This window comes from Olivibacter domesticus (assembly GCF_900109575.1).
Lineage (GTDB): Bacteria > Bacteroidota > Bacteroidia > Sphingobacteriales > Sphingobacteriaceae > Olivibacter > Olivibacter domesticus.
The window spans coordinates 1-24765 of sequence record NZ_FOAF01000005.1 but is presented as its reverse complement, the minus strand read 5'-3'; the positions used below and the strand labels follow the sequence as shown (position 1 = coordinate 24765).

Sequence of the window (24765 nt, the reverse complement as noted above, 5' to 3'; positions counted from 1 at the left end):
AAATCCCACCTATCTTTGTAATTAAGGCTAACCTTAAACCAGGCGATATTATTTAGTTGATACGCTTAAATAAGCTTAATGGATGAATCGGATAATTATATTCTTTATCATTGTATGTTGTTGCGCTAACGCTTATGCTAACGAATTATCGGTAGCCAATTTGCGTACAGAATATAAAGAAAATCCCAAAGGGCTTATAACAGTCCATCCCTCCTTTAGCTGGGAGCTAGTGAGTACACTAAGAAATACCTGCCAGGGATTCTATTACATCTTAGTGTCAGACAATCTTAATGAGTTGTTAAAAGGTAAGGGCAATATTTGGGATTCTGGCAAAATAGCATCGAAAGAATCTATTCAAGTATCTTATTCAGGGAAGGAATTGCAAGCCACAAAAGTATACTACTGGCGCGTTAAAGTATGGGATAATCATGGAAATCAGTCGGAATGGTCTGCCCCCTCGCAATGGCAGATGGGGTTGTTTAATGCGAAGGACTGGAAAAATGCCAAATGGATTGCCTATGAGGAGTTAGCACAGGAACGAGTTGACCCTCTGCCCAAAAGTGATAAAAAAGACACTTATCAGGATAATAATATATTACCAATCTTTCGCAAGCCGTTTCAGGTTCAAAAGAAAATTGCACGGGCTACCTTGTTTATTAGCGGTCTTGGGCATTTTGAACTGCATATAAATGGGCAAAAAATTGGCGACCATTTTCTAGATGCAGGTTGGACCAAATATGATAAAGAGGCGTTATATGAAACGTTCGATGTAAGCGAGCAATTAAGAAATGGAGAAAATGTATTAGGCGTATTGTTAGGAAATGGCTTTTACTATATTCCGCCTGTAAAGGGCCGTTACAGGAAACAAAAGGTCGCTTTTGGTTATCCAAAAATGATTGCCCGCCTAAATATTCGATATCAAGATGGAAGTACGCAAGACATCGTCAGTGATAATCAATGGAAAACAGCGAAAGGTCCGATCACCTTTTCTAGCATTTATGGAGGAGAAGATTATGATGCTCGTTTAGAACAAACGGGATGGGATAACGAAAATTTCAATGATAAAAGCTGGAAGCAAGCTATTGTGGTAGACGGTCCCCCGCAGTTAAATCCACAAATGGCAGAACCCTTGAAGGTTTTTGAGCATTTTGAACCGAAACGAATTGAACAAGCATCTAGTGGAAATTGGGTGTATGATCTTGGTCAGAATGCCTCCGGTATTATTCGATTACACGTGAAAGGAAATAGAGGAGATACCATTCGTGTATATCCAGGTGAATTACTCAAAAATGGTTGCGTTACTCAAAAAGCAAGCGGCGGTCCTTATTACTTCGAATATGTGTTAAAAGGAGATGGTGAAGAAATATGGGAACCCCGTTTTAGTTATTATGGGTTTCGTTACCTTGAGCTACGAGGGGGTGTGCCTAAACAGAAGGCCTTGTCAAACAAGTTACCGCAAATACTTTCATTAGTAGGTTTACATACGCGCAATGCTGCAAAAGAGTCAGGTACTTTTCAAACGTCAAATAGCGTGTTTAACCGAACGCATGCCTTAATCGACTGGGCGATAAAAAGCAATATGGTGAGTGTATTTACGGATTGTCCACATCGTGAAAAATTGGGATGGCTTGAAGAAACACATCTGATGGGTGCCTCCGTTCGCTATAATTATGATATTGCAACACTGCTAAGAAAGGTTGTGAACGATATGATTAATTCCCAATTAACCAGTGGTTTGGTACCGGAGATTGCTCCCGAATTCGTAGAATTTAACTGGGGAGGAGAGATGTTTCGTGATTCACCGGAATGGGGGAGTGCCAGTATCATCCTTCCCTGGTATTTATACAAATGGTATGGTAATAGAGAGGTATTATATGCCGCATATCCGATGATGAAGAAATACATCAGGTATTTGAGTTCAAAAGCAGAGGATCATATTTTAAGGCAAGGTTTAGGCGATTGGTATGACCTTGGCCCAAAACCACCAGGTGTTTCGCAGTTAACACCGATGGGTGTAACAGGGACAGCTATGTATTATTATGATCTACGGCTATTAGCAGGAATTGCCGAAATGTTGGGATATGAAGCGGAAAAAGAAGAATATACGGTACTCGCACAAAAGGTAAGGACTGCCTTTAATACAACATTTTTTAATTCTTCTACAAAGCAATATGCTACGGGCAGTCAAACGGCAAATGCGATGGCCGTTTATATGCAGTTAGTTGATTCTACCGATAAAGATGCGGTAGTTAAAAACCTCCTAGCGGATATTCGTAAACGAGGAAATGCCTTAACGGCAGGTGATATCGGCTATCGTTATGTGTTAAAAGTGCTGGAAGAGGAAGGGCATTCGGATGTTATTTATGATATGAACAGTAGAACCGATGTGCCGGGCTATGGTTATCAATTAGCGAAGGGAGCAACGGCGCTAACTGAATCTTGGCAAGCGCTGGAACGCGTTTCTAATAATCATTTTATGTTGGGACATCTAATGGAATGGCTATATAGCGGCCTGGCCGGGATTAAACAGCAAGAGAATGGAGTGGCCTTTAATAAAATAGAAATTAATCCAGAAGTAGTAGGAGATGTAGATTATACTGAAGCATCCTATCATTCCCCTTATGGCCAAATCCGTTCTTCATGGAAAAAAATGAATAGTCGCTTCGAGCTGGTGGTAAGCATTCCTACCAATACTGCGGCTAAAGTCTATGTACCCTGTAAGGAAAATGACACTACTTATGAAAGCAATAAAACATTAGCGGAAGCGGATATAAAAGTATTAGGAAGAGAGGGAAATAAACTTGTACTAGCAATCGGATCCGGGAACTACCATTTTGTTGTAGATACTAATAAGTGATGAATTTGAGTGAAAAGCGAAAAGCCATGAGTAGCATAGGCAATTGTGGTAGTAGGTGTATTAATAATTATACTAAGTCGTAGGCGGAACATTCATACACGGAGATGCAGCCTCAAAATTTTTCGGTTAGCAATAGCTAAGTAACGGCAATAGCGTTTCACGAAAAGTTTTCAGCTGCGAGTTTTCTTTTGTTACTTTTCTTTTATGGGAAAAGAAAAGTAAATAAAAATATAGGCATGAAAAAACCATTTTATTTAATACTGCTTTTCATTTTTTTTAGCGAAGAAACATTCGTTTATGCGCAGCAAACAAGCGTTACACGCGAAGAAATGGATAGTATCTATCAGGAGGTTAAAACCCCGTATAAATATGGACTTGTTATGGTGCCACCCAGCAACGATAAGAAGATGGACTGTCCGACCGTTTTTCGGAAAGACAATTTATGGTATATGACCTATTTGATTTTTGATGGACGAGGATATGAAACCTGGTTGGCATCTAGCGAAAACCTATTACACTGGAAAAACCTAGGAAAGCTGATGTCTTTTTCCGAAAAGGCTTCTTGGGATGCCGACCAAAAAGCTGGATATAATGCACTACAGGACATCACATGGGGCGGGAGTTATAAACTTAACAAGTTTAATGGAAGGTATTGGATGTCATACTTTGGCGGCGATGCAAAAGGATATGAAGCAGGTAATCTGTCTATCGGAATGGCATATACTACACAAGAGCCATGGATCGCTCATGAATGGGAGCGCCTTGAGGCTCCTCTATTTACAGCCAAAGATAAAGATGTGAGATGGTGGGAAAATCGGAAGCTTTTCAAAAGCACCGTTATACAAGATAAAAGACGTTTGACGGGCCACCCCTTTGTTATGTACTATAATGCCAATGGAGATTCTCTTGAAAATAATCTAAAAACGCGCTGGTTCGAGCGGATAGGAATGGCCGTTTCGGATGATATGATTCATTGGAAACGTTATTTGGCGGCCCCCGTGATGCATCATCCGGTAGGATTAACTGGTGATGCCGTGATACAACAAATGGGAGATACTTATATCATGTTTTATTTTGGTGCTTTTTGGCAGAATCGTAAAGGGGCATTTAACCGCTTTGCTGCTTCGAAAGATTTAGTGCGTTGGACGGATTGGGAAGGTGAAAATCTAATCGAGCCATCTGAACCTTATGACCAATTATATGCGCATAAATCCTTTGTTCTAAAGCATGAGGGAGTTGTTTATCATTTTTATTGTGCGGTAAATAAGGAGGAACAGCGGGGTATTGCCGTGGCTACATCAAAAGATCTTGGAAAAAGCCAATTGCAATTTGTTGCTCCGCCCATCGATCAGAAAAAATAGTATACGTATAAATAACAAGAAATGTTTAAAGCCCTCATATTTTGTATTCTCTTCTGCCTATTTGGTGTTACACTCTACGGACAAGAACAATCTCTAGGTAGGACGCTTTTTAATGATCAATGGAAGTTTTGCTTAGGAGATAATCAAGATGCCAAATCGGCAGATTTTGACGATTCAGAATGGCGAAAACTAACGTTACCGCATGATTGGAGTATCGAAGGGGCTTTTTCGAAAGAACATCCTGCTACCAACCAGGGAGGAGCGCTGCCAGGAGGTGTTGGCTGGTATCGAAAGACATTTTCTCTCCCGGAGAAAGATGAAGAGAAACAAGTATACATTGATTTTGATGGCGTGTATAGGAATAGTGAGGTTTGGATAAATGGACATTACCTAGGAAAGCGACCTAGTGGCTATACGTCCTTCAGGTATGATCTTACACCCTATCTAAAAAGAGAAGGACAAGCCAATACAATTGCTGTTCGGGTAGATAATAGCCAACAACCCAATTCCCGTTGGTATTCAGGCTCGGGAATTTACCGAAACGTGTGGTTGGTTTTTAAAAATAAGGTAGCAATTGATCATTGGGGTGCTTTTGTGACTACCCCCAAAATAGCGAATGAAGAGGCGATTGTGCAACAGATTACATCGCTTAAGAACCTAACCGGCCATCCAGTTGCGACGGATGTTCGGATAACTATTTACGATCAAGAAAACCGATTGGTAGCAAAGGAGCAATATCGACAGTCTTTACAAGATACATTAACAGAGGCAACATTTCAAATAAAGCTTGCCAAACCGATTTTATGGAGCGTTGAAAATCCTTATCGCTATCAAGTAAAAACACAGATTTTCGTAAACAACCAATTATTGGACGAGCAGCGCATTCCGGTAGGTATTCGTTATTTTTCTTTCAATGCAAGAAAAGGCTTTTCTTTTAATGGAGAACCGAAAAAAATACTAGGCGTTTGTATGCATCACGATTTAGGAGCACTCGGCGCAGCCGTTAATAAAAGGGCTATGGAAAGGCAATTGCAACTATTGAAGGAAATGGGCGCAAACGCTATACGTGTTTCTCACAATCCTCCAGCACCCGAATTTTTAGATCTATGTGATAGTATGGGTTTCTTAGTGATGGATGAAGCCTTCGATATGTGGCAGAAAAAAAAGAATAAGTTTGATTATTCCTTGGATTTTGAAAAATGGCATAAAAAAGATTTAGAAGATCTGGTGAAGCGCGATAGAAATCACCCTTCTGTATTTATGTGGAGTATAGGCAATGAAATACGCGAGCAATTTGATAGTACGGGAACCCGATTGACAAGAGAGCTTACGGCAATTGTTAAAGAAGTAGATAGCACGCGTCCGGTTACCGCTGCCCTTACAGAGACGCACTTTGAAAAAAATTTTATTGCCCAGGCAAACACCTTAGATGTGCTAGGCTTTAATTATAAATATGAACAGTACGATAGCCTGCCGATAAATTTTCCTCATCAAAATTTACTTGCATCAGAAACCACCTCTGCATTAGCAACGCGTGGGCACTATGATCTTGGATATGACACCTTACGTTTTTGGCCGCCTAGCGCGAAAGAAAAATTCGTCAAAAATGGAAACTCGGATTATACCGTTTCTGCATATGATCAGGTAGCGGCTTATTGGGGTACGAGTCATGAACAAGCATGGAAAGCTGTTAAAGAACGTGATTTTTTAGCAGGTTTATTTGTTTGGACAGGCTTTGACTATTTGGGCGAACCGGTGCCTTATGATTACCCGGCAAGGAGTTCTTATTATGGCATTATTGATTTAGCAGGTTTCCCCAAAGATGTTTATTATATGTACCAAAGTGAATGGACAGCTAAACCTGTATTACACTTATTGCCGCATTGGAATTGGAAAGACGGCCAAGTAGTGGATGTCTGGGCCTATTACAGTCAAGCGGATGAAGTAGAACTCTTTTTAAATGGTAAATCATTAGGGATAAAACAGAAAAAAAATGGCGAGATGCATGTTTCTTGGAAGGTGCCTTTTCAAGCGGGAGTATTAAACGCCGTTTCTAAAAAAAATGGGCAAACAGTGTTGGTAAAGGAAATTCAAACTGCTGGGAAACCGGAAAAGATTCAACTAAAGGTTGATAAAAGCATCATGCGGAGTGGGGTGGATGACTTGGCTTTTGTGACTGTTGATATTGTGGATGAGCAAGGAAATCTAGTGCCAACTGCAATGAACGAATTAAAGTTCGATGTCGATGGGGCCGGCTTTTTGGCTGGCGTTGATAATGGCTTTCAGGCGGATTTGTCGTCTCTTAAAGGGAGCAGTAAACAGGCTTATAATGGTAAATGCCTTGCTATTATACAAGCGAAAGATATAGCAGGAGAAATTGTCTTAAAAGTAAGTGCCAAAGGTTTGGAAGGAGCAGCGTTGAAGCTGGCGGTAGTGAATGATGAGTGATGAACGATAAGTTATGAGTGAATTTTGAATTGCGGGTTGTGAGCTAAGCGTTGTGGGACTCAGAACTAACAACTAACAATTAACAACTGATATAATATGAATAACAGCTTTTTTTTCGACCACGTACACGTTGATAGCTATTCGTCAACGCCGAAATACCTGCAATTAGCATATGCCATTTTAAGTGCCATCAAACAGGGGAAGTTTCAACAAAACAATCTATTACCTTCTTTGAATGAGTTGACTAATCACCTAGAGATTTCGAGAGAAACGGCCGACAGGGGATATAAATATTTGCGATACTTAGGAATCCTAAAAGCGGTACCCGGAAAGGGTCATTTTATATCCACTACCGAAATAAATAATCCGCTACGTATTTGTCTGCTTGTAAATAAAATTAGTGATGGAAAAAATCTATTTTATCAACGTTTTATAGAAGATCTTGGTACTGATATTCCAATTGATTTTTATGTTTACAACAATGATTTTTATTTATTTAAGCGTTTACTGAATAAAAGGCAAGATTATACGCACTATGTAATATTACCGCATTTTATCGATAATGAAGAAGAAGCAGAAGCCTTGATTGATACATTGCCAAAAGAAAAACTAGTTATATTAGATAAACGTCTAAAACGAGTTAAAGGTAATCATACAACTATATATGAAGATTTTGAAGGAGATATTTATAAAGCTTTAGAACAGGCATTGTCAGCTTTAAGTAAGTATGATACCTTACAACTAATTTTCCATAAAAAAAGTTATTTACCTGTTGATATAAAGAGAGGTTTCAACAGTTTCTGCCAACAGTACGCTTTCGAAAGAGGTGTTTTAGACAGCATTGAGAAAATTGAACTAAAAAAAGGAGAAGTATACATCTGTGTTAATGATGATGATCTAGTAAGTTTACTAGATAAAATAAAGGATACATCTTTTATTATTGGTAGAGATATTGGTATTATTTCTTATAACGATACACCACTGAAGAAATATATGGTGGGAGGAATTACTACCATCAGCACCAATTATAGACAAATGGGTGAACTAACAGCTAAGACTATCAAAGATAACATGGCACAAGATATTGCATTAGACTTTTGTTTACAGTTACGCAGTTCTTTATAAATAATTTAAATACTTGTATGTATGAAGATATGTAAGCAATTTATGCTAGCTCTTTTATTTATAATAAGTCTTACCTCTACCGTAAAAGCAATTGAGCTATGGGTTTCTCCCCATGGAAATGATGCAAATAAGGGAACTAAAGAGGCTCCTTTTGCGACATTGGAAGGTGCCATTAGAAAAGCAAGAGAATTAAGAAGATTAAAAGAAAAAGATATAAGCGACGGAATTAAAATATTGGTGGAGGATGGTACCTATTTGTTGGAACAACCTGTGTTTATCCGACCGGAAGATTCGGGTACCCCTGAAAGCCCCACCATCATTAGCGCAGCACCAAAAGCAAACCCAGTGGTAAGTGGAGGAATACAACTTAAAAATAATTGGCAGAAAGCAGATGCTCAAACGGCCGATTTGTCGGCTGCTGCTAAGGGAAAGGTTTGGATGATTGATGCCCCACTTATTGGTGATGAGGTTTTGGATTTTAGGCAACTGTGGGTGAATGACAAAAAAGCCGTCCGCGCTAAAAGTACAACAGGTAGCATGATGGAGCGTATTTTATCTTGGAATCATCAAAAGCAAACGTGCTGGATTCCCAAGCCCAAAATGAAACAATTTAAATGGCGACCTGGTATGGAGTTTTATATTCATCAATGGTGGGCTGTTGCAACACTAAGAGTAAAGAATGCGGAGGTGGCAGGCGATAGTGTACAACTTTCTTTTTTGCAACCGGAGAGTAAGCTACAATCGGAACATCCCTGGCCCGCTCCGTGGCAGTCAAAGGAAACAGGTAATTCAGCATTTTACCTCACCAACGCACTTCAATTTTTAGATGAACCCGGTGAATGGTATTTAGACAAGCTACAAAGAAAAATTTATTACTGGCCGAAGGCTGGAGAAGACCTGAATAAAGTGTCTGTGGTGATACCCCAACTAGAAACATTACTTCGTATAGAAGGAACGATTGATCGTCCTGTGCAGCACGTGCATATTAAAGGGATATCATGGAGCCATAGTACTTGGCTTCGTCCGAGTAAAAAGGGGCATATAGCTTTGCAAGCAGGTATGTATTTGCTGGATGCTTATAAATTAAAAGTTCCGGGTACAGCCGACAAAAAAGGATTAGAAAATCAGGCCTGGATTGGGAGACCTCCGGCCGCGATTACCGTTTCTTATGCGCAATATACCTCATTCCAGAATTGCCGCTTTGAACATTTGGCTTCTACAGGCCTAGATTATCACCGAGGGGTTCAATATAATGAGATAAAGGGGAATTTATTTAAGGATATAGGTGGATCTGGTGTGCTGTTGGGTGTCTTTTCTGACGAACCATTCGAAACGCATTTACCGTATCATCTTAGTGATAAGCGTGACTTAGCGACAGATAATATTATTGAAAATAATCTAATTAACAATGTTACGAATGACGATTGGGGTTGCGTGGGGATTGGGGTTGGGTACGTAGCTAATACGACTATCAGAAATAATGAAATAAGTGAAATTTCTTATACTGGTATTAGCTTGGGTTGGGGCTGGACACCTACTGTAAATGTAATGGCGAACAATAAGGTGATAGCTAACAAAATTCATCATTACGCTAAACATATGAATGATGTAGCTGGGGTTTATACCTTGTCGGCACAACCAGGTTCTTTAATAGAGGGGAATTATATAGACAGTATTTACACTGCACCCTATGCACATCTGCCCGAACACTGGTTCTACCTCTATACGGATGAAGGCTCTGCTTATTTTACTGTTAAAAATAATTGGTGTCCGAAAGAGAAATTTTTGCAGAACGCCAATGGGCCTAATAACTTATGGGAGAATAATGGACCAATGGTGTCTGAAGAGATTAAAGAAAAAGCAGGGTTGGAAGAAAAGTATATCCATCTCTTAGAGATGTTGTAAAAGATAAAGGGGCTATTGGATGGATTTTTTGCCGCCTAAGGCACAATGGCCTTCCGTCGCCTGCCGCGACATGGCTTTACTTTTTTTACCGCGAAAAAAAGTAACAAAAAACTAAGCGAAGCGTTCTCATGAACGCCATTGAAAAAAATAGACACTGGTGAATAAAGCTCCCGCTGTGCCTGTTTGCTACAATGGGTAGTGCCTCCACCTGCAAACCGCAATCAGCCAAGGCGGTTTTTAAGCGAAACGGAGAGCTGTTGCAAGTAAACACAGACGTCCCGAAGAACGAAAATGGCATGGGCTTGTATAGGCAGCAATCGGCAGCTGATATGCCTACCTACATTTTTTTGAGCGAAGCTTACGAAATAAGAGTAAAAGACGAACGAAGCTTGGCCATGCGGGGAGAGTGCTTCTTTTGCGTCCGGCATGACAGCCACGGATTGCAACGGAGCAAGACAGCCAGGCACTTTGCTCTACTTTGTTGCGGACAAAGTAGAAGAATATGCGCGATCAGCGTATAAATAAAACTTTCTTTTAATAGAACCAACTTATCGCATGCCAAACGCGGGTACGGTAAAGTATCGAACATTAATTAAGGATAAAATCCTACAAAAGCAGGGAAATATGCTATAAAACTTCATTGTATCTAAAATGTAGATTTGACAATTAAACCAATATTTGGGCTTTGAATTCCCTTTATTAATTTATAAACCTGATTCAATGAAGTTAACTGTATTATTTCTGAGCCTTTGGCTTTGCGTTGAAATTGCTTATTGTCAAAGTCGTTCCATAAAAGGAATCGTTGTTGACTCCCAAAGTAAGGTACCCCTTCCTGGCGTAGGAATCAAAACAAAAGATGGAACCAAGAGTACAGTGACAGATGGTGAGGGCCATTTTCTTATAGAGATACCTGTAAACACCAACGCTCTTACTTTTTCGTCCATCGGCTACGAAAGTCGGGAGTTACCGTTAAGTCAAACTACCTCTTCTATTAATATTGCCCTTGTTGCAAGTGAACAACATCTGGATGAAGTGGTGGTAGTAGGTTACGGTACACAAAGTAAACGAGCCATTACAGGCGCAGTAGCCTCCATCAACCATGAAAAATTTCAAGATCGCTCCTTTAGCAATGTAGCGCAATCACTAGCTGGCCAGCTTGCCGGCGTTAACATAACGCAGTCGCAAGGGGCGCCAGGCCAATCACCTAATGTTAGAATAAGGGGTACCAGTTCGATTACAGCGGGTACGAACCCCCTGTATGTAGTAGATGGTATGCCCATTGAAAATTTTAACCTCAATAACATCAACCCACAGGATATTGAATCGGTTGAAGTGCTTAAAGATGCCTCTTCTGCCGCTATTTATGGCTCACGTGGGGCAAATGGGGTTGTATTGGTTACCACTAAATTAGGAAAACCCGGGGCGACAAATGTGGGATTCAATTATGAGTATGGGATACAAAAAGTAACCCGCCCGATTGAATTAATGGATGCGCAGCAATATATACAGTATTATGTAGATGCACATAATAATGGTTGGATAAACTCTGGAGAAGGCCGCAGCGCGAGCGATCCAAATAGTGTTCGGACGGGCCCTTTCCGAATTCCAGAAGATTTTACCGATCCCGCTAGACGTGCTGCCTTAGGAAATGGTACAGATTGGCAAGAGGTGATGTTTAGAACAGCCCCTTCACATAATGCGCAGCTGTCGGTATCTGGTGGAACAGAAAAGACCCAATTTCTATTTTCGGGTAACTACCTGGATCAGGAAGCAGTACTCGATCAAAATTATCTTAAGCGGCTTACCTTACGATCTAATATTAGACAGCAAGTCTCTGAAAAATTTGCAGTAGGACTTAATTTAGGTGTTACGGGGGTGTACGACCGTACAGAAGGAACGGAAGGTAAAAGTGACGTCATCAGTTTGGGTTTACAGAGTGCACCTATTTTTCCTATTTACAATGAAAATGGCAACTTAGGATTCAAAGACCCCAATTCAGAATGGTATCGTTTTGCACGGTATTCTGATTTACAACTGTGGCATCCTTATTCGCTGACGAGGGAATTGCATAAACAGAATAAATCTTTCAACACCTTAGGTACGGCTTTCGCTGAATATGAATTCTTAGAGGGGTTGAAGTTTAAGACGAGTATTAACGCAAATCTTCTTAACACACGTTTTGAGATGTTCTGGAATAAAGACCAGAAATATGGATACTCTTCTGCATTACCGGCACAGGGTAATGCTAATTCTAGGTTTATGTTAAATTGGTTGTCCGAGAACACCCTGAATTTCTCCCGGCAATTTGGAGACCATAACCTAGATGCTTTGCTCGGGTACACGGTGCAAAAGCAAAGAGATGAATATCAGGCACTTTCTGCTGGTAATTTTCCAAATAATTTAGTTCCAACCTTAAATGCCGGAACAGTGAATGGAGGTACTTCGTTAGCCTATGAATGGGCGATGATTTCTTACCTTGGTCGCGTTAACTATAATTATAAAAACAAATACTTTTTGTCGGCTGTATTGCGCAGGGATGGAAGCTCTCGGTTTGGTGCCAATAATCGATATGGTTATTTCCCGTCTGTTTCAGGTGGTTGGGTGATTTCTGATGAAGACTTCTTTCATCCTAAAGCAATTAATAATTTGAAATTACGTGTGAGTTACGGTGCAACTGGTAACAATCAAATACCGAATTACGGGCCGATTGGGCTGCTAGGTGCTTCCAATTATGTTTACGGTAGTGATTTAGCTACCGGTTTAATTATCACCAATATTGCCAATGCTGATCTGAGATGGGAACGTACCAATATGCTCAATGTAGGAATTGATATGGGCTTGTTCAGTGATCGTATTCGGATGAGTGCTGAATATTATCACTCCGTTACCAATGATCTTTTATTGAATGTTCCTGTGCCGGATATAACCGGTTTTGCTACGCAGCTCAGCAATGTTGGAAAATTGAGAAACCAAGGTTTTGAGTTTAACTTAAACAGTCGGAATACCAATGGATCACTGAAATGGTCAACAGATTTTAATTTTTCACTCAACCGTAATAAGGTACTACAGTTAGGGCCAGGCAATGCGCCGTTAGTTTATACCGATTATGTCGTGCAGGTAAAGACAGAAGTAGGACAGCCGATCTCTAACTTTTTCGGGTATGTTTATGAGGGTGCATACAGAAATCAAGCTGAAATCGATGCAAGTCCTGCAAACGGCGACGGCTTTACTAAGCCTGGAGATCCTAAAATTAAAGATGTAGATGGCGACGGCAAAATAACCGAAGCGGACCGCACTATTATCGGAAATAATCAACCCAATTTCATTATCGGGTTAAATAACACTTTTCAATTTAAGGGGGTAGAACTGTCCTTTTTGTTTCAAGGATCGTTCGGCGGAGAGATAACGAATCAACTGACTCGTTTTAACGGTATATGGAATGCCGGGCGCAATGCTTATGCGGATGTTGCCAACTATTGGAAGTCAGAAAATGACCCTGGCGATGGCTGGCACTTCAAACCCACGGTAGATCCTAAGGGCTATCAGGAGCGATTCTCCAGCTATTGGGTAGAGGATGCTACATTCGTGCGGTTAAAGAATATACGCGTTTCTTATAGTTTACCGCAAAAATGGGTGAAGCGCACACCGGCTAAAGGTATTCGAATATTTGCCAATGCAGAAAATGTTTACCTATGGAGTAAATATAAAAATTACGATCCAGAAAATACTACTTATCAGTCGACCTCTTACAGCAATATATTTTCCAATGCTACGCCTACCGCAACTGCTTCTGTTAGCGTGCCAACGGGCGCCTTTATTGGGGTAGACTACGGTTCATACCCCTTACCTAGAGTCATCACTTTTGGAGCAAAAATCGATTTTTAAAAACTTGAGAAATGAAAAGAATCAGCTTTCAATACATAATCTTATTACCACTATTAGTGCTTGTTAACGGTTGTGGTAAATCTTTTTTGGATTTGGCGCCCATATCAAATTCCAACGAATCTAACTTTTATAAAACGGTTGAAGATTTTGATTTAGCAGTAAACGCTGCCTACGCCTCGCTCTATATCTTTTATGGTCCTGCTAGTGGTGTTTCCTATTTTTCAGAACAGATGTCGGATAACGCAACGCTTTACAATGTGGCCGGTATCCAGTCTGATCGCTGGGCCTTTAAAGACTACAATCTCAAACCTTCCAACACAGAGGTCTATCGTTTTTGGCAGGAATGTTATAAAGCTATTTTTAATGTAAATATTGTGCTCGATCGTATAACAGGAGCGGAATTAAATGAAGAATTTAAAACGAGTGTGATCGCGCAAATGCGTTTTTTGAGGGCGCTCTATTATTTTAATATGGTACAGATGTGGGGCGACTTACCGCTGGTTACCAAGCCGCTTACCGCAGAAGAAAGTTATAGCGTGCTTCGTTCTCCGGAAGCAGCAATATATCAACTGATTGAAGAAGATTTGCAATATGCCGCCACCAATTTGCCTCTTCCAACGGATCTCTCCGTACCAGGGAAAGCATCCAAATATGCTGCATTGAGCCTTTTAGGTAAGGTTTATTTGACAACTAATAAAAAAGCAGAAGCAGCGGAAGCCTTACTTCAAGTTTATGGAAAGTATAATTTAGTGGCACCATACACCGCTCTGTGGGGTGCTAATGTGAAAAATACAGCAGAATCCATATTTGAAATCCAGTACCAAGGAGGTAGTCCGACATTACCTTTCAGTAAATATTGGCGCGAATATGCACCAACAGAAAACTTTGTACTCACTCTTTATGGGGGTGGAATGAACCAGGTAACCGATAATCTATATGAGGAGTTCGAAGTAGGAGATGTGAGAAGAGAGCAGACAGTTTCTTTGGGTTATACGAACAAAGAAGGTACATTCATCCCTATTAAATTTCAGAATAAATGGGTGGATAAAGAAGCTCCAGCACCTAGCGGAGAAGAATTAAGTAACAATAATTTTATGGTATTGCGATATGCAGATGTGTTATTAATGTTAGCGGAAGCAACAGACGACCCACGTTATCTCAATGAAGTAAGAACACGGGTAAATTTACCCTTATATGGAAGTAATGAATATCCGAGCAACCAATATGGAACTTTGGCTTTGGCGATTGAACACGAAAGAAGGGTAGAGCTGGCACTAGAGTTTCACCGCTTTTTTGATCTTAAAAGAACGAAAAGGGCTATGGAAGTAGTAGGGAAAACAAAGCCAATAAAGAATGAAAATCAGACGGTATTACCTATTCCACAGATCGTCATTCAACAAAATCCCGCGATCACTCAAAATACGGCTTATCAAGGCTTATAGATTAAAAATATGTTAATAAAAGAATTGTTCGATGAGATGTAAACGTATTACACTTTTAATAATTGGTAGCTGGTTCTTTGTTTTCGGACCAGCATCTTTTGTTTATGCGAATTTAAAAACAGTAAATATCGTTATACCGAACGACGTGCGGCCCCGTGTAGCGTTCGGCGTAGATAGCTTGGCAAACACATTTAGATCACTCGGTTATCAGGTGAAAATTGGAAGGGCGAATAAACTTATCGATACATCCTCTTATCAATTAGTAATAGGGAAAATTGGGGATTCACTACTCAATTCGGCTAGAAGTAGACTCCCTATTATACCAAAGGAAGGCTATATTATTCAACTGGGTGCACAGGCGAAGAATTTCTTGGTAGCATCGGATGATACCGGATTGCTTTATGGTTGCCTGGCTTTAGTGGAAAAGTGTCGACAAGAAAAAGAAATTCCCAATACACTCCAATACAGTGATCATCCCGAAATGGTATTGCGAGGTACAGCCATAGGAATCCAGAAAACGCATTATTTGCCTGGTAGGACGGTTTACGAGTACCCTTATACACCTGAAGAATTTCCTTGGCTTTATGACAAGAAGCAGTGGATAACCTATTTAGATATGCTGCTTGAGAATCGTTACAACTCGCTTTATTTGTGGAATGGCCACCCATTTGCTTCACTGGTACGTTTGAAAGACTATCCATATGCGGTAGAGGTTGATGAGGAAACATTTAAAAAGAACGAGGAAATGTTTCGATTTGTTACTGAAGAAGCAGATAAACGCGGTATCTGGATTATTCAGATGTTTTATAATATCATTATATCTAAACCTTTTGCTGAAAAACATGGCTTAGCAACACAAGATCGTAATCGACCTATATTACCAATAATTGCAGATTACACCCGTAAGTCTATTGCGGCATTTGTAGAGAAATATCCTAATGTAGGATTGCTTATAACCCTTGGAGAGGCGATGGAGGGGGTAGGTCAAGATGATATTGATTGGTTTACAAAAACCATTATTCCAGGGGTGCAAGAGGGTTTGAAAAAGACCAGTGTGACAAGCGAACCTCCTATTGTGTTAAGAGCGCATGATACCGATGCACCGGCGGTGATGAAAGCGGCCTTGCCTTTATATAAAAATTTATATACCATGGCGAAATACAATGGGGAGGCTTTAACAACCTATACACCGAGAGGGAAATGGGCAGCACTCCATCGTACGTTGAGTGATGCAGCTCCTGTTCATATACAAAATGTGCATATTTTGGCCAACCTAGAACCCTTTCGATACAGCTCACCCGACTTTATTCAAAAGAGCGTACGCGCTATGCATGACGTTTATCATTCGAACGGTCTTCATTTATATCCGCAGGCCTCTTACTGGGATTGGCCTTATACAGCAGATCAACTCGATAAAGGAGGGAGTCAACGTTTGCTGCAAGTCGACCGCGATTGGATGTGGTACAAAGCCTGGGCTCGGTATGCTTGGAAGGCTGATCGCAAGAAGACCGATGAGGAAAATTATTGGTCTGCCTTACTCGCTGATAAGTTTGGAACAAGTACCGAGAGCGGGGAAAAGATGCTAAACGCTTATGAAGAGATGGGGGAGATAGCACCCAAACTTTTACGCCGTTATGGCATTACAGATGGTAATCGGCAAACCTTGAGTTTAGGGATGTTTATGACACAACTTATCAACCCTTATCGGTATAGTTTGTTTACTATGCTCTACGAATCTGAAGCGCCCGAAGGAGAGATGATCATTGAATATGCCAAAAAGGAGTGGGAAAATGAAGCACACATAGGCGAAACCCCCATTCAGGTTGCCAAAGAGGTAGTTGAACATGGAGAGAAAGCGGTTAAGGCTATTCAGGAAATAAAAGTTAAAAAGGATGAAGATGAGTTTAATCGGATAAAAAATGATGTTTATTGTTATGATGCATTAGCGAAATTCTATGCGCAAAAGGCACATGCAGCAGTTTGTGTGCTAAAGTATAAGTACTCAAACGATATGGCCGACTTGTTAAAGGCTCTACCTTATTTGGAAAGTAGCGTCAATCATTTTCGCAGACTGACGGAACTAACTGAAAGCACCTATCTATATGCGAATAGCATGCAGACAAAGCAGCGGAAAATCCCAATAAGAGGAATAGATGGCAACTATAAAAAATGGAATGAGTTATTGCCGCTATATGAGCAAGAGCTAGATCATTTTAAAAAGAAAATAGATTCATTGCAACACAGTCCGATCAAGTCAAATACAGCAATTATACCATTGAAAGCAGCGACCGTGAAACTTGAATCTTCTAATGGTTATTATAGCTTAGCGATGGATGCTGAACCCTTTATTAATCAACATGAAAAAATTAATGGTTTAGCTGGAGATTTAATAGGCTTAAAGGGAATAAAGGTAAATGGAGAAAAACAATTGAAGGAAGGAAGCCTCCTACATTTTACTACAGATCGACCTGTAAGATTGTTAGTCGGGTTTTTCAAAGAAAAAGAAGCTGCTTTTGGTGCGGAGAAAAAAGACAAACTTTACGCACCAGAGCCAGATCTAGAGCATGATGCGAGCGCCAATGATTTTGGTCAATCGGATGTTTTTATTGCGAATGCCTTGCAATTAGAGAATCATCCGAATGTTCATATTCACGCATATGCATTTGAAAAGGGGGAACATCGATTAACCATTCCCAAAGGAAAGTGTTTATTACTTGGGTTTATAGACGGGAAACAGTCATTTAAAAATTACGATGCGGGTATTGGAGTTCCTCCTGAAGAGAAAAATATTGATTGGTTATTTGAATAGGTACAGCATGATGATACGATTTATAGGTTCGAGCTATTTACTGTTATTACTTGCTTTGAGTGCTTGTCAGAGCGGAGGAGTACAAATAGCAAACAGCCAATGTTTAGTCCAGGTTATAGCAAAAGATTCTTCCTTATTAGATGAAGCGCTTATCTATCAACTGGCCGGTATTGCCGATGCTGAGACAGCTCCTGTTTATAGGTGGAAGAACTATTACGTCTTTTACGGAACAAAGGAAGGCACGGAACGCATTTATCAAGCTTGTTTGCAAAAATACCCACAGTATGAAGTGCAAAAGCTAGACCATCCCTTTTATGCTTTTGACCGAAGTCATTGTACACGTGATGATGTATCTTCAGAAGAGACTGACCATATCCTTTTATCGGCCAATTTGGTGAAGAATGAGGAACTACAGCAGGAATACCTCATCTATCACAAAGATCAATTTGAGCAATGGCCTGAGGTATCTCAAGGTTTCTGCAAAGCACAATTTCAGCAAGTGCTGGTATACAAAAATGGAAGACAACTATTATTGGTTATCAATATCCCCAAAGGCGCCAACTTTAAGGAACTAGACGCAAAAACAATAGAAAATAATCCAAAAGTTGTAGTATGGAATAAGTTGATGGCCACCTATCAAGAGGGTCTTCCCGGAACGGATGAAGGCGAAACTTGGGTGTTTTTTGAAATGATGAATGATGAATTATAAATGATGAATGAATAGATAAGTGGTTAAGTAGTTAAGTAGAGAAATAGTGGAGTAGAAGAGTAGTTACATTAGCCAATTAGTGAATTAGCCAATTGGGCAATGTTGAGTTGTCAATTATATGAATTGTTAAAAGGTTAAATAGTTGATTATTAGCTAGGTATTTAAGTTGTCGAATATATCTTTATACTTATGTCTTATTACTTGATACTTACGTCTTGACACTGGCAACTAGCAACAAATAACGAATAACAAACAACAAATAACCAATAACAAAAATGTTAAAACTAGGAATTTTAGGATTAGGCGAGGGCAGGAGTACAATGTCTGCCGCGCTGAACAGTTCGAAGATTGAACTAAAGAAAATATGTGATCTCAATGAAGAGGTGTGCAAGAAAAGAGCGGAGGAATTTAATTTCCATGCTTATACAACGAAGTACCAAGAATTATTAGACGATCAAGACATTGATGCCATTGCTATCTATACGCCCGATAAGCTGCACGCAACGCATGTAAAACTCGCCTTGGAGCATGGTAAACATGTGGTTTGTACTAAACCATTTATTGATGATTTAAAAGATGCGAACACCTTACTGTCATTAGCTAAGAGAAGCGGAAAGAAAGTTTTGGTAGGGCAGAGTTCTCGTTTTTTCGAGCCCATGAAAAGACAAAGAGCTGATTTTGAGAAAGGGCTTATCGGTGAATTAATTACTATTGAAGGCTATTACCATGCAGATCATCGCTGGTTTTTAGATAAGCCCTGGTCGCTCGAGAATAACTTCAAATGGTTATATGGTGGGTTAAGTCACCCGGTAGATTTTATCCGGTGGTACTTGCCTAATATTGAAGAGGTAATGGGCTATGGTATGTTAAGTAGCAATGGGAAACAAGGCGGCTTGAAACATGAAGATACCATGCACTTTATTTTCAAAGCAAAGGACGGACGTATTGCACGTGTTAGTGGTGCTTATACAGGTCCTGTACAACCTGTAATGCGTGATAGTGAAATGAGTTGCATCCTTAGAGGTACAGAAGGATGCAGTCAAGCTGATTATATGGATTTGCGTTATGCCATCACTACCAGCGCTGGTGAAGAGCAAATTATTACCTGGGAGCATAAGTTAAAGCATTATTTTCGTTTTGAGGGAAAAAGCCACCATGCCGGGGAATACCAAAACTACTTAGAATATTTTGCAGATAGCCTTGCGCAAGGAAATACTGCTTACCCCGATATTGCCGAAGGCATTGGGACCGTGGTATTGTTGCAGGCGATGGATCGATCACTTAAAACTGGTCAACCAGTTAAATTGAGAGATTTATATGAAGAATATAGTTTAGGTATTTCCTTGTAGGTCGCAAATAAGTAGAATGGAAAATATTGCATCAAAATTAACCCTGCTCGATTATGGTATTATAGTAGGTTATCTACTATTATTAATCTTCATAGGACTTCGCTCGAGCATTTTTAGTAAAAAACAACAGGATGAACCCTTATTTCTTGCTAACAAATCACTCGGCTGGGCGAGCATAGGGTTTAACATGTGGGCCACGAATGTGGGCCCCTCTATGTTGCTGGCATTTGCCAGCATCGGCTATACAACGGGTATTGTGGCCGTCAATTTCGATTGGTATGCTTTTGTTTTTCTATTATTGCTGGCCATTGTGTTTGCTCCTCGGTACTTATCTGCTCAGGTGATGACACTTCCAGAGTTTATGGGGAAACGGTATGGCGATACCACCCGCACTATATTGGCTTGGTATTCGTTGATTAAAATGTTGATATCCTGGCTTTCTTTGGGGCTTTTTGCAGGCGGTTTTTTAATTCGTCAGGTTTTAGGTATACCCATGTGGCAGTCGGTCATCGTCTTGGTGTTTTTTGCTGCTTTTTTCACGTATGTCGGTGGACTAAAAACAATCGCACGGATCAATATTTTTCAAATGTTATTGCTGATCGCGGTTTCCTGCTTTCTTAGTATTTTAGGTCTGGCAAAGGCGGGCGGACCTTCAGCCGTATACCATGCGGTACCAAGTGACTACTGGAATCTGATACGCCCGGCATCTGACCCCGATTATCCTTGGTACGCTATCTTATTAGGATATCCCGTGGCGGCCATCGCTTTTTTCTGCACCGATCAAGCTATGGTACAATCGGTATTGGGTGCTAAAAATCTTGAACAAGGGCAATTAGGCGTGAATTTCATCGCTTGGTTAAAAATATTGTCCTTGCCGCTCTTTATCCTTACGGGGGTTTTATGCGCTATACTGTACCCGAATCTTAAAGACCCCTCTGAAGCATATATGACAATGGTAACCAATCTTTTTCCGACAGGATTGAACGGATTGGTTATCGTTGTGCTGATTGCTGTTTTAGTGGGTACCATCGGATCTTCATTAAATTCCTTAAGTACTGTTTTTACCATGGACATCTATGTTAAAAGGATTAATCCGAAAGCGAATGCCCGGCAGATATTACATATTGGTAGGCTGACGATTTTTGTAGGCTGTTTATTTGCCATTATGACGGCCATAGCAATCGATCAGATTAAAGGCTTGAACTTATTTGATGTATTTCAGTCGGTACTCGGGTTTATTGCGCCCCCCTTATCTGTTATATTCCTTTTAACCGTCTTTTGGAAAGGAACCAGTAGACGGGCGGTAAACCTTGTTCTTTCCCTAGGATCGGCCTTTAGTTTGGGGGTAGGGGTCTGTTATCTTTGGATATTCACCCCAGATAAGTATCCGATCTGGCCACATTACTTGTTGTTATCTTTTTTCATTTTTTTGTTGTTATTGATTTTTGCCGTGGTCGTTTCAGTGTTTACAAGAAATAAAGAGAACCTGCCCGATATTCCGTATCTAGCTGTAAAACCGACCATGCGTGTACGGTGGGCATGGGGATTATTAATTGTAGTTATGTTGTTGCTTTATATTATTTTTAGTGGGCATTAGTGGTGTTATTTCATCTACTTTCTTCCGAAGAAAGTAGCAAAGACTCCCGCTGTAGACAGCTGCTACAAAGCCAGTGCATCTTCCTGCAAGTCGCAGCTGACTAAGGCGGGTTTTAGGCAGAACGGAGAGCAGTTGCGAGCAGAAATAAACGAAGTTGTAGCATGCCAACGGCCGTCAAACGGGGCTCCCGAGCGTAGGGTTGGACGGCCTCACAGCATGAGCGTGAGAAAATGGTTTCAATGCGCGAGATTAGTTCTATGACAAGTGAAGCGTAGCGAAACGGCTTCATGGAACAAGTTGGGGAAACCATTTTTAGCGAAGTCTGTGTAGCCTTGACTTTTTTGTTTCTTTTTTTGTTAAGAAACCTTCCCTGAAAGGGAAAGCTTGAATGCCTATAAAAGAAAAATTGCATGATGAAAAAAAAGAAAAACACCCTCCCGCGTTAGCGGGAAGAATATCTTGATAAAACAAACGTTCTATTTTACTAGCTAATATACTACAAAAGCTTGTTAACATCTTACATTCATAGAAGCTTGGAGAATTTTATCTTTGAAGCCACTAACGGTTATAAATTATGTCTATATATCGCCTCAAAAACTATATCCGATTGCTTCGTCGGGTTATTCCAATGCTATTATTGATTCATTCAACCACATTTACGTTTGCTCAAAAAAAAGCTACTTGGATCTGGTATCCGGGAGATTTTGAAATATGGCTCAGTAATCAAATGCAAAATAGGCGTACGGAACGAGCTACTTTCTTTCCGCCCTTTTGGCGGATGGATAATCCTTATGTCTTGATTGATTTTCATAAAGTTTTTAACCTGGAAGAAGCCGAAGAGGTAATGATCTTAGCAGAAGGACAATATAATGTAAAGCTAGATGGTAAGATGATAGAAGGCTATCCCAAGACTATACATATACCCGCAGGTGAGCATAAGTTAAATCTTAAAGTACACGCCCAGGGCAAGGTGCCAGCGATCTATGTGCAGGGAAAAACAATCATTTCAGATAGTACTTGGTTGGTTACGAATGAAGATAAAGAGTGGATCGATGAAACCGGTAAGGCTTCTGATCAATCGGGCACTACCTGGCTACATGCAGGTTCGTGGAATTTTAATGCACCGGATACGAAACCATCTCAGTTCCATTTAGCAACCACGCCCCAATATGCGGTTTCGCGTGCTAAAAAAGATAAAGGCTTTCTGGTGGATTTCGGCAAAGAGACATTTGGTTTTGTAAAACTGCACGGTCTTAAAGGAGATGGGACGATATCTTTATATTATGGGGAATCGGAAGAAGAGGCTTTAGCGACAAAAACTTGTGAAACCCTCGATCGGATAAGAATAAACAATAGTAATCGGGATTCGACGATTAATTTATCAAAAGCATTTCGATATGTATATGTAGAACCGGCCGAAGGGGCGCAAGTTGATTCCATTTCAATGCTATATGAATATTTGCCGTTGGAGGTAAAGGGCAGTTTCCGCTCGTCCGATGAAGAACTCAATCGCATATGGGAGGTGGGTAAATATACCATGGAATTAACGACCAGAGAGTTTTTTATAGATGGAATCAAACGCGACCGTTGGATATGGTCGGGCGATGCTTATCAGAGCTATCTGATGAACTACTATCTGTTTTTTGATAGTCCGTCTGTTAAACGAACCACCTTAGCGCTTAGAGGAAAAGAACCTGTTAGTAGTCATATCAATACCATTATGGATTACACCTTCTATTGGTTTTTGGGAATCTATGATTACTATTTGTATACGGGCGACAAGCAGTTTATTCAGCAATTTTATCCACGTATGCAAAGCCTGATGGATTACTGCTTGGGAAGACGAAATAAAGATGGTCTTTTACAAGGTATGGCCGGCGATTGGGTATTTATTGATTGGGCAGACGGTTTAAGCAAAAAGGGAGAAGTAAGTTTTGAGCAACTTTTATTTTGTCGGAGTTTAGAAACAATGGCCTTATGTGCGGACATTGCAGGAGATACGAAAGCGACCGAGCTCTATAAGCAAGAGGCTGCACAACTGAAGCAAAAAATAACAGAAATTTATTGGAATGAACAAAAGCAAGCTTTCGTTCACAGTAGAATAGATGGTAAACCAACAGATCATGTGACACGTTATACCAACATGTTTGCAATCTTTTTTGATTACTTAGATGCGAAGAAAAAAGAAGGCGTTAAAAATCAGGTGCTTTTAAACAAGCAGGTTCCGAAAATAACGACACCTTATATGCGTTTTTATGAGCTGGAAGCGCTGTGCGCTATGGGAGAGCAAGCATATGTGTTAAAGGAAATGAAAGATTATTGGGGAGGTATGTTGCGTTTAGGAGCTACTTCTTTTTGGGAAGAATATAATCCTGATAAAACAGGAGCAGCCCATTATGCCATGTACGGTAGACCCTTTGGCAAAAGCCTTTGCCATGCCTGGGGAGCCAGTCCTATTTATCTTTTAGGAAAATACTACCTCGGGGTTAAGCCCACTTCCCCTGGGTACCAAACCTACCTTATTGAACCAAACTTAGGCGGATTGGAGTGGATGGAAGGGAAAGTTCCAACTCCTCACGGTGATATCGCCCTTTATTGTAGTAAAAAAGAAATAAAAGTAAAGGCCGGCACAGGAAAAGGCACCCTTAGAATAAGAAGTGCTAAGGTACCAAAAGGCAAAGGTGTGAACGCAGTTGAGAAAAGTAAAGGGCTGTATGAAATTGAAATTCTAAGTAATACCGATTATACGATTAGTTATCACACACAATAAAGGCCACTTTAGGCTATAAGTCGATAAATATAGATATTATGGCTTCGTTAAGTTAGAGACACGAACCGTTGGTTTTCGAGAATGTCGCATCCAAAATTTATAGCTAGCACTGGGAAGCACTACCGTTCCTGTAAATTTTGAAGCGACGAGCTTTTTGTTTCTCGTATGTTTGGAAATCATTAAGTTTCTGGAGAAATAGCAAGAGGAGAAGGGAAGAAATATTTTGTTTCAGGGAGTTGAAGGTAATATCCCGAAAAAAGAATCATTCACCATCTCCTAATGCTTCTCCGAGTCTGAACAGTACTTAGGGAGCTTTGGCATCCCGTATAAATGCGAGAAAAGATGATGGAAGCTTTTGCTGTCTCATTAACCCATTTTATCATGAAAACAACTAAACATTGTGTTGGCGTAGATGTATCGAAGGATTCGATAGTTTGCTGCTTGGGAAGTAGTCAGCAAGAGATCACTGTTTTTAGCAGGCCAAAAACCTTTACAAACGATCTAAAGG

At 40.3% G+C, this 24765-nt stretch carries 13 protein-coding genes; all 13 read left to right on the top strand.

From position 1 onward, the window contains the following. Positions 1–82 precede the first annotated feature (82 nt). The gene (locus BMY50_RS18045) at positions 83–2857 is read left to right on the top strand and encodes a family 78 glycoside hydrolase catalytic domain (protein WP_093327127.1); all 2775 of its coding nucleotides are present in this window, start codon (positions 83–85) and stop codon (positions 2855–2857) included. Between the two features lie 236 nt (positions 2858–3093). Continuing rightward, the gene (locus BMY50_RS18040; RefSeq protein WP_093327555.1) at positions 3094–4218 is read left to right on the top strand and encodes a glycoside hydrolase family protein; all 1125 of its coding nucleotides are present in this window, start codon (positions 3094–3096) and stop codon (positions 4216–4218) included. A gap of 21 nt (positions 4219–4239) precedes the next feature. Next, complete coding sequence (gene galB / locus BMY50_RS18035) at positions 4240–6666, top strand: beta-galactosidase GalB (RefSeq protein WP_093327125.1); 2427 nt, start codon at positions 4240–4242, stop codon at positions 6664–6666. A gap of 96 nt (positions 6667–6762) precedes the next feature. Next, on the top strand, positions 6763–7791 hold the full coding sequence (locus BMY50_RS18030; protein ID WP_093327123.1) for a GntR family transcriptional regulator: 1029 nt from the start codon (positions 6763–6765) through the stop codon (positions 7789–7791). Positions 7792–7812: 21 nt separating this feature from the next. Further along, a complete protein-coding gene (locus BMY50_RS18025; protein WP_238383809.1) occupies positions 7813–9696 on the top strand; it encodes a right-handed parallel beta-helix repeat-containing protein in 1884 nt (627 codons plus the stop codon). Between the two features lie 191 nt (positions 9697–9887). Then, positions 9888–10217, top strand: coding sequence for a hypothetical protein (locus tag BMY50_RS18020; protein WP_093327121.1), 330 nt, complete (start codon positions 9888–9890; stop codon positions 10215–10217). 199 nt (positions 10218–10416) lie between these two features. After that, positions 10417–13581 (top strand): SusC/RagA family TonB-linked outer membrane protein, encoded by a 3165-nt coding sequence (locus BMY50_RS18015; RefSeq protein WP_093327119.1) that lies wholly within the window; start codon positions 10417–10419, stop codon positions 13579–13581. A gap of 11 nt (positions 13582–13592) precedes the next feature. Then, positions 13593–15023, top strand: a complete 1431-nt coding sequence (locus BMY50_RS18010; RefSeq protein WP_093327117.1) for a RagB/SusD family nutrient uptake outer membrane protein — start codon at positions 13593–13595, stop codon at positions 15021–15023. Between the two features lie 31 nt (positions 15024–15054). Further along, positions 15055–17832, top strand: a complete 2778-nt coding sequence (locus BMY50_RS18005; protein WP_093327115.1) for an alpha-d-galacturonidase — start codon at positions 15055–15057, stop codon at positions 17830–17832. 7 nt (positions 17833–17839) lie between these two features. Next, positions 17840–18541 carry an L-rhamnose mutarotase gene (locus BMY50_RS18000; RefSeq protein WP_162276625.1) on the top strand — a complete coding sequence of 234 codons (702 nt, stop codon included), beginning with the start codon at positions 17840–17842 and terminating at the stop codon, positions 18539–18541. Positions 18542–18816: 275 nt separating this feature from the next. Continuing rightward, the gene (locus BMY50_RS17995; RefSeq protein ID WP_093327112.1) at positions 18817–19890 is read left to right on the top strand and encodes a Gfo/Idh/MocA family protein; all 1074 of its coding nucleotides are present in this window, start codon (positions 18817–18819) and stop codon (positions 19888–19890) included. 16 nt (positions 19891–19906) lie between these two features. Then, positions 19907–21487, top strand: a complete 1581-nt coding sequence (locus BMY50_RS17990; RefSeq protein WP_093327111.1) for a sodium:solute symporter family transporter — start codon at positions 19907–19909, stop codon at positions 21485–21487. A 574-nt stretch (positions 21488–22061) separates the two neighbouring features. Next, positions 22062–24257: an alpha-L-rhamnosidase-related protein gene (locus BMY50_RS17985; RefSeq protein ID WP_093327109.1), complete on the top strand. Its 2196-nt coding sequence runs from the start codon at positions 22062–22064 to the stop codon at positions 24255–24257. The last annotated feature ends 508 nt before the right edge of the window (positions 24258–24765 follow it).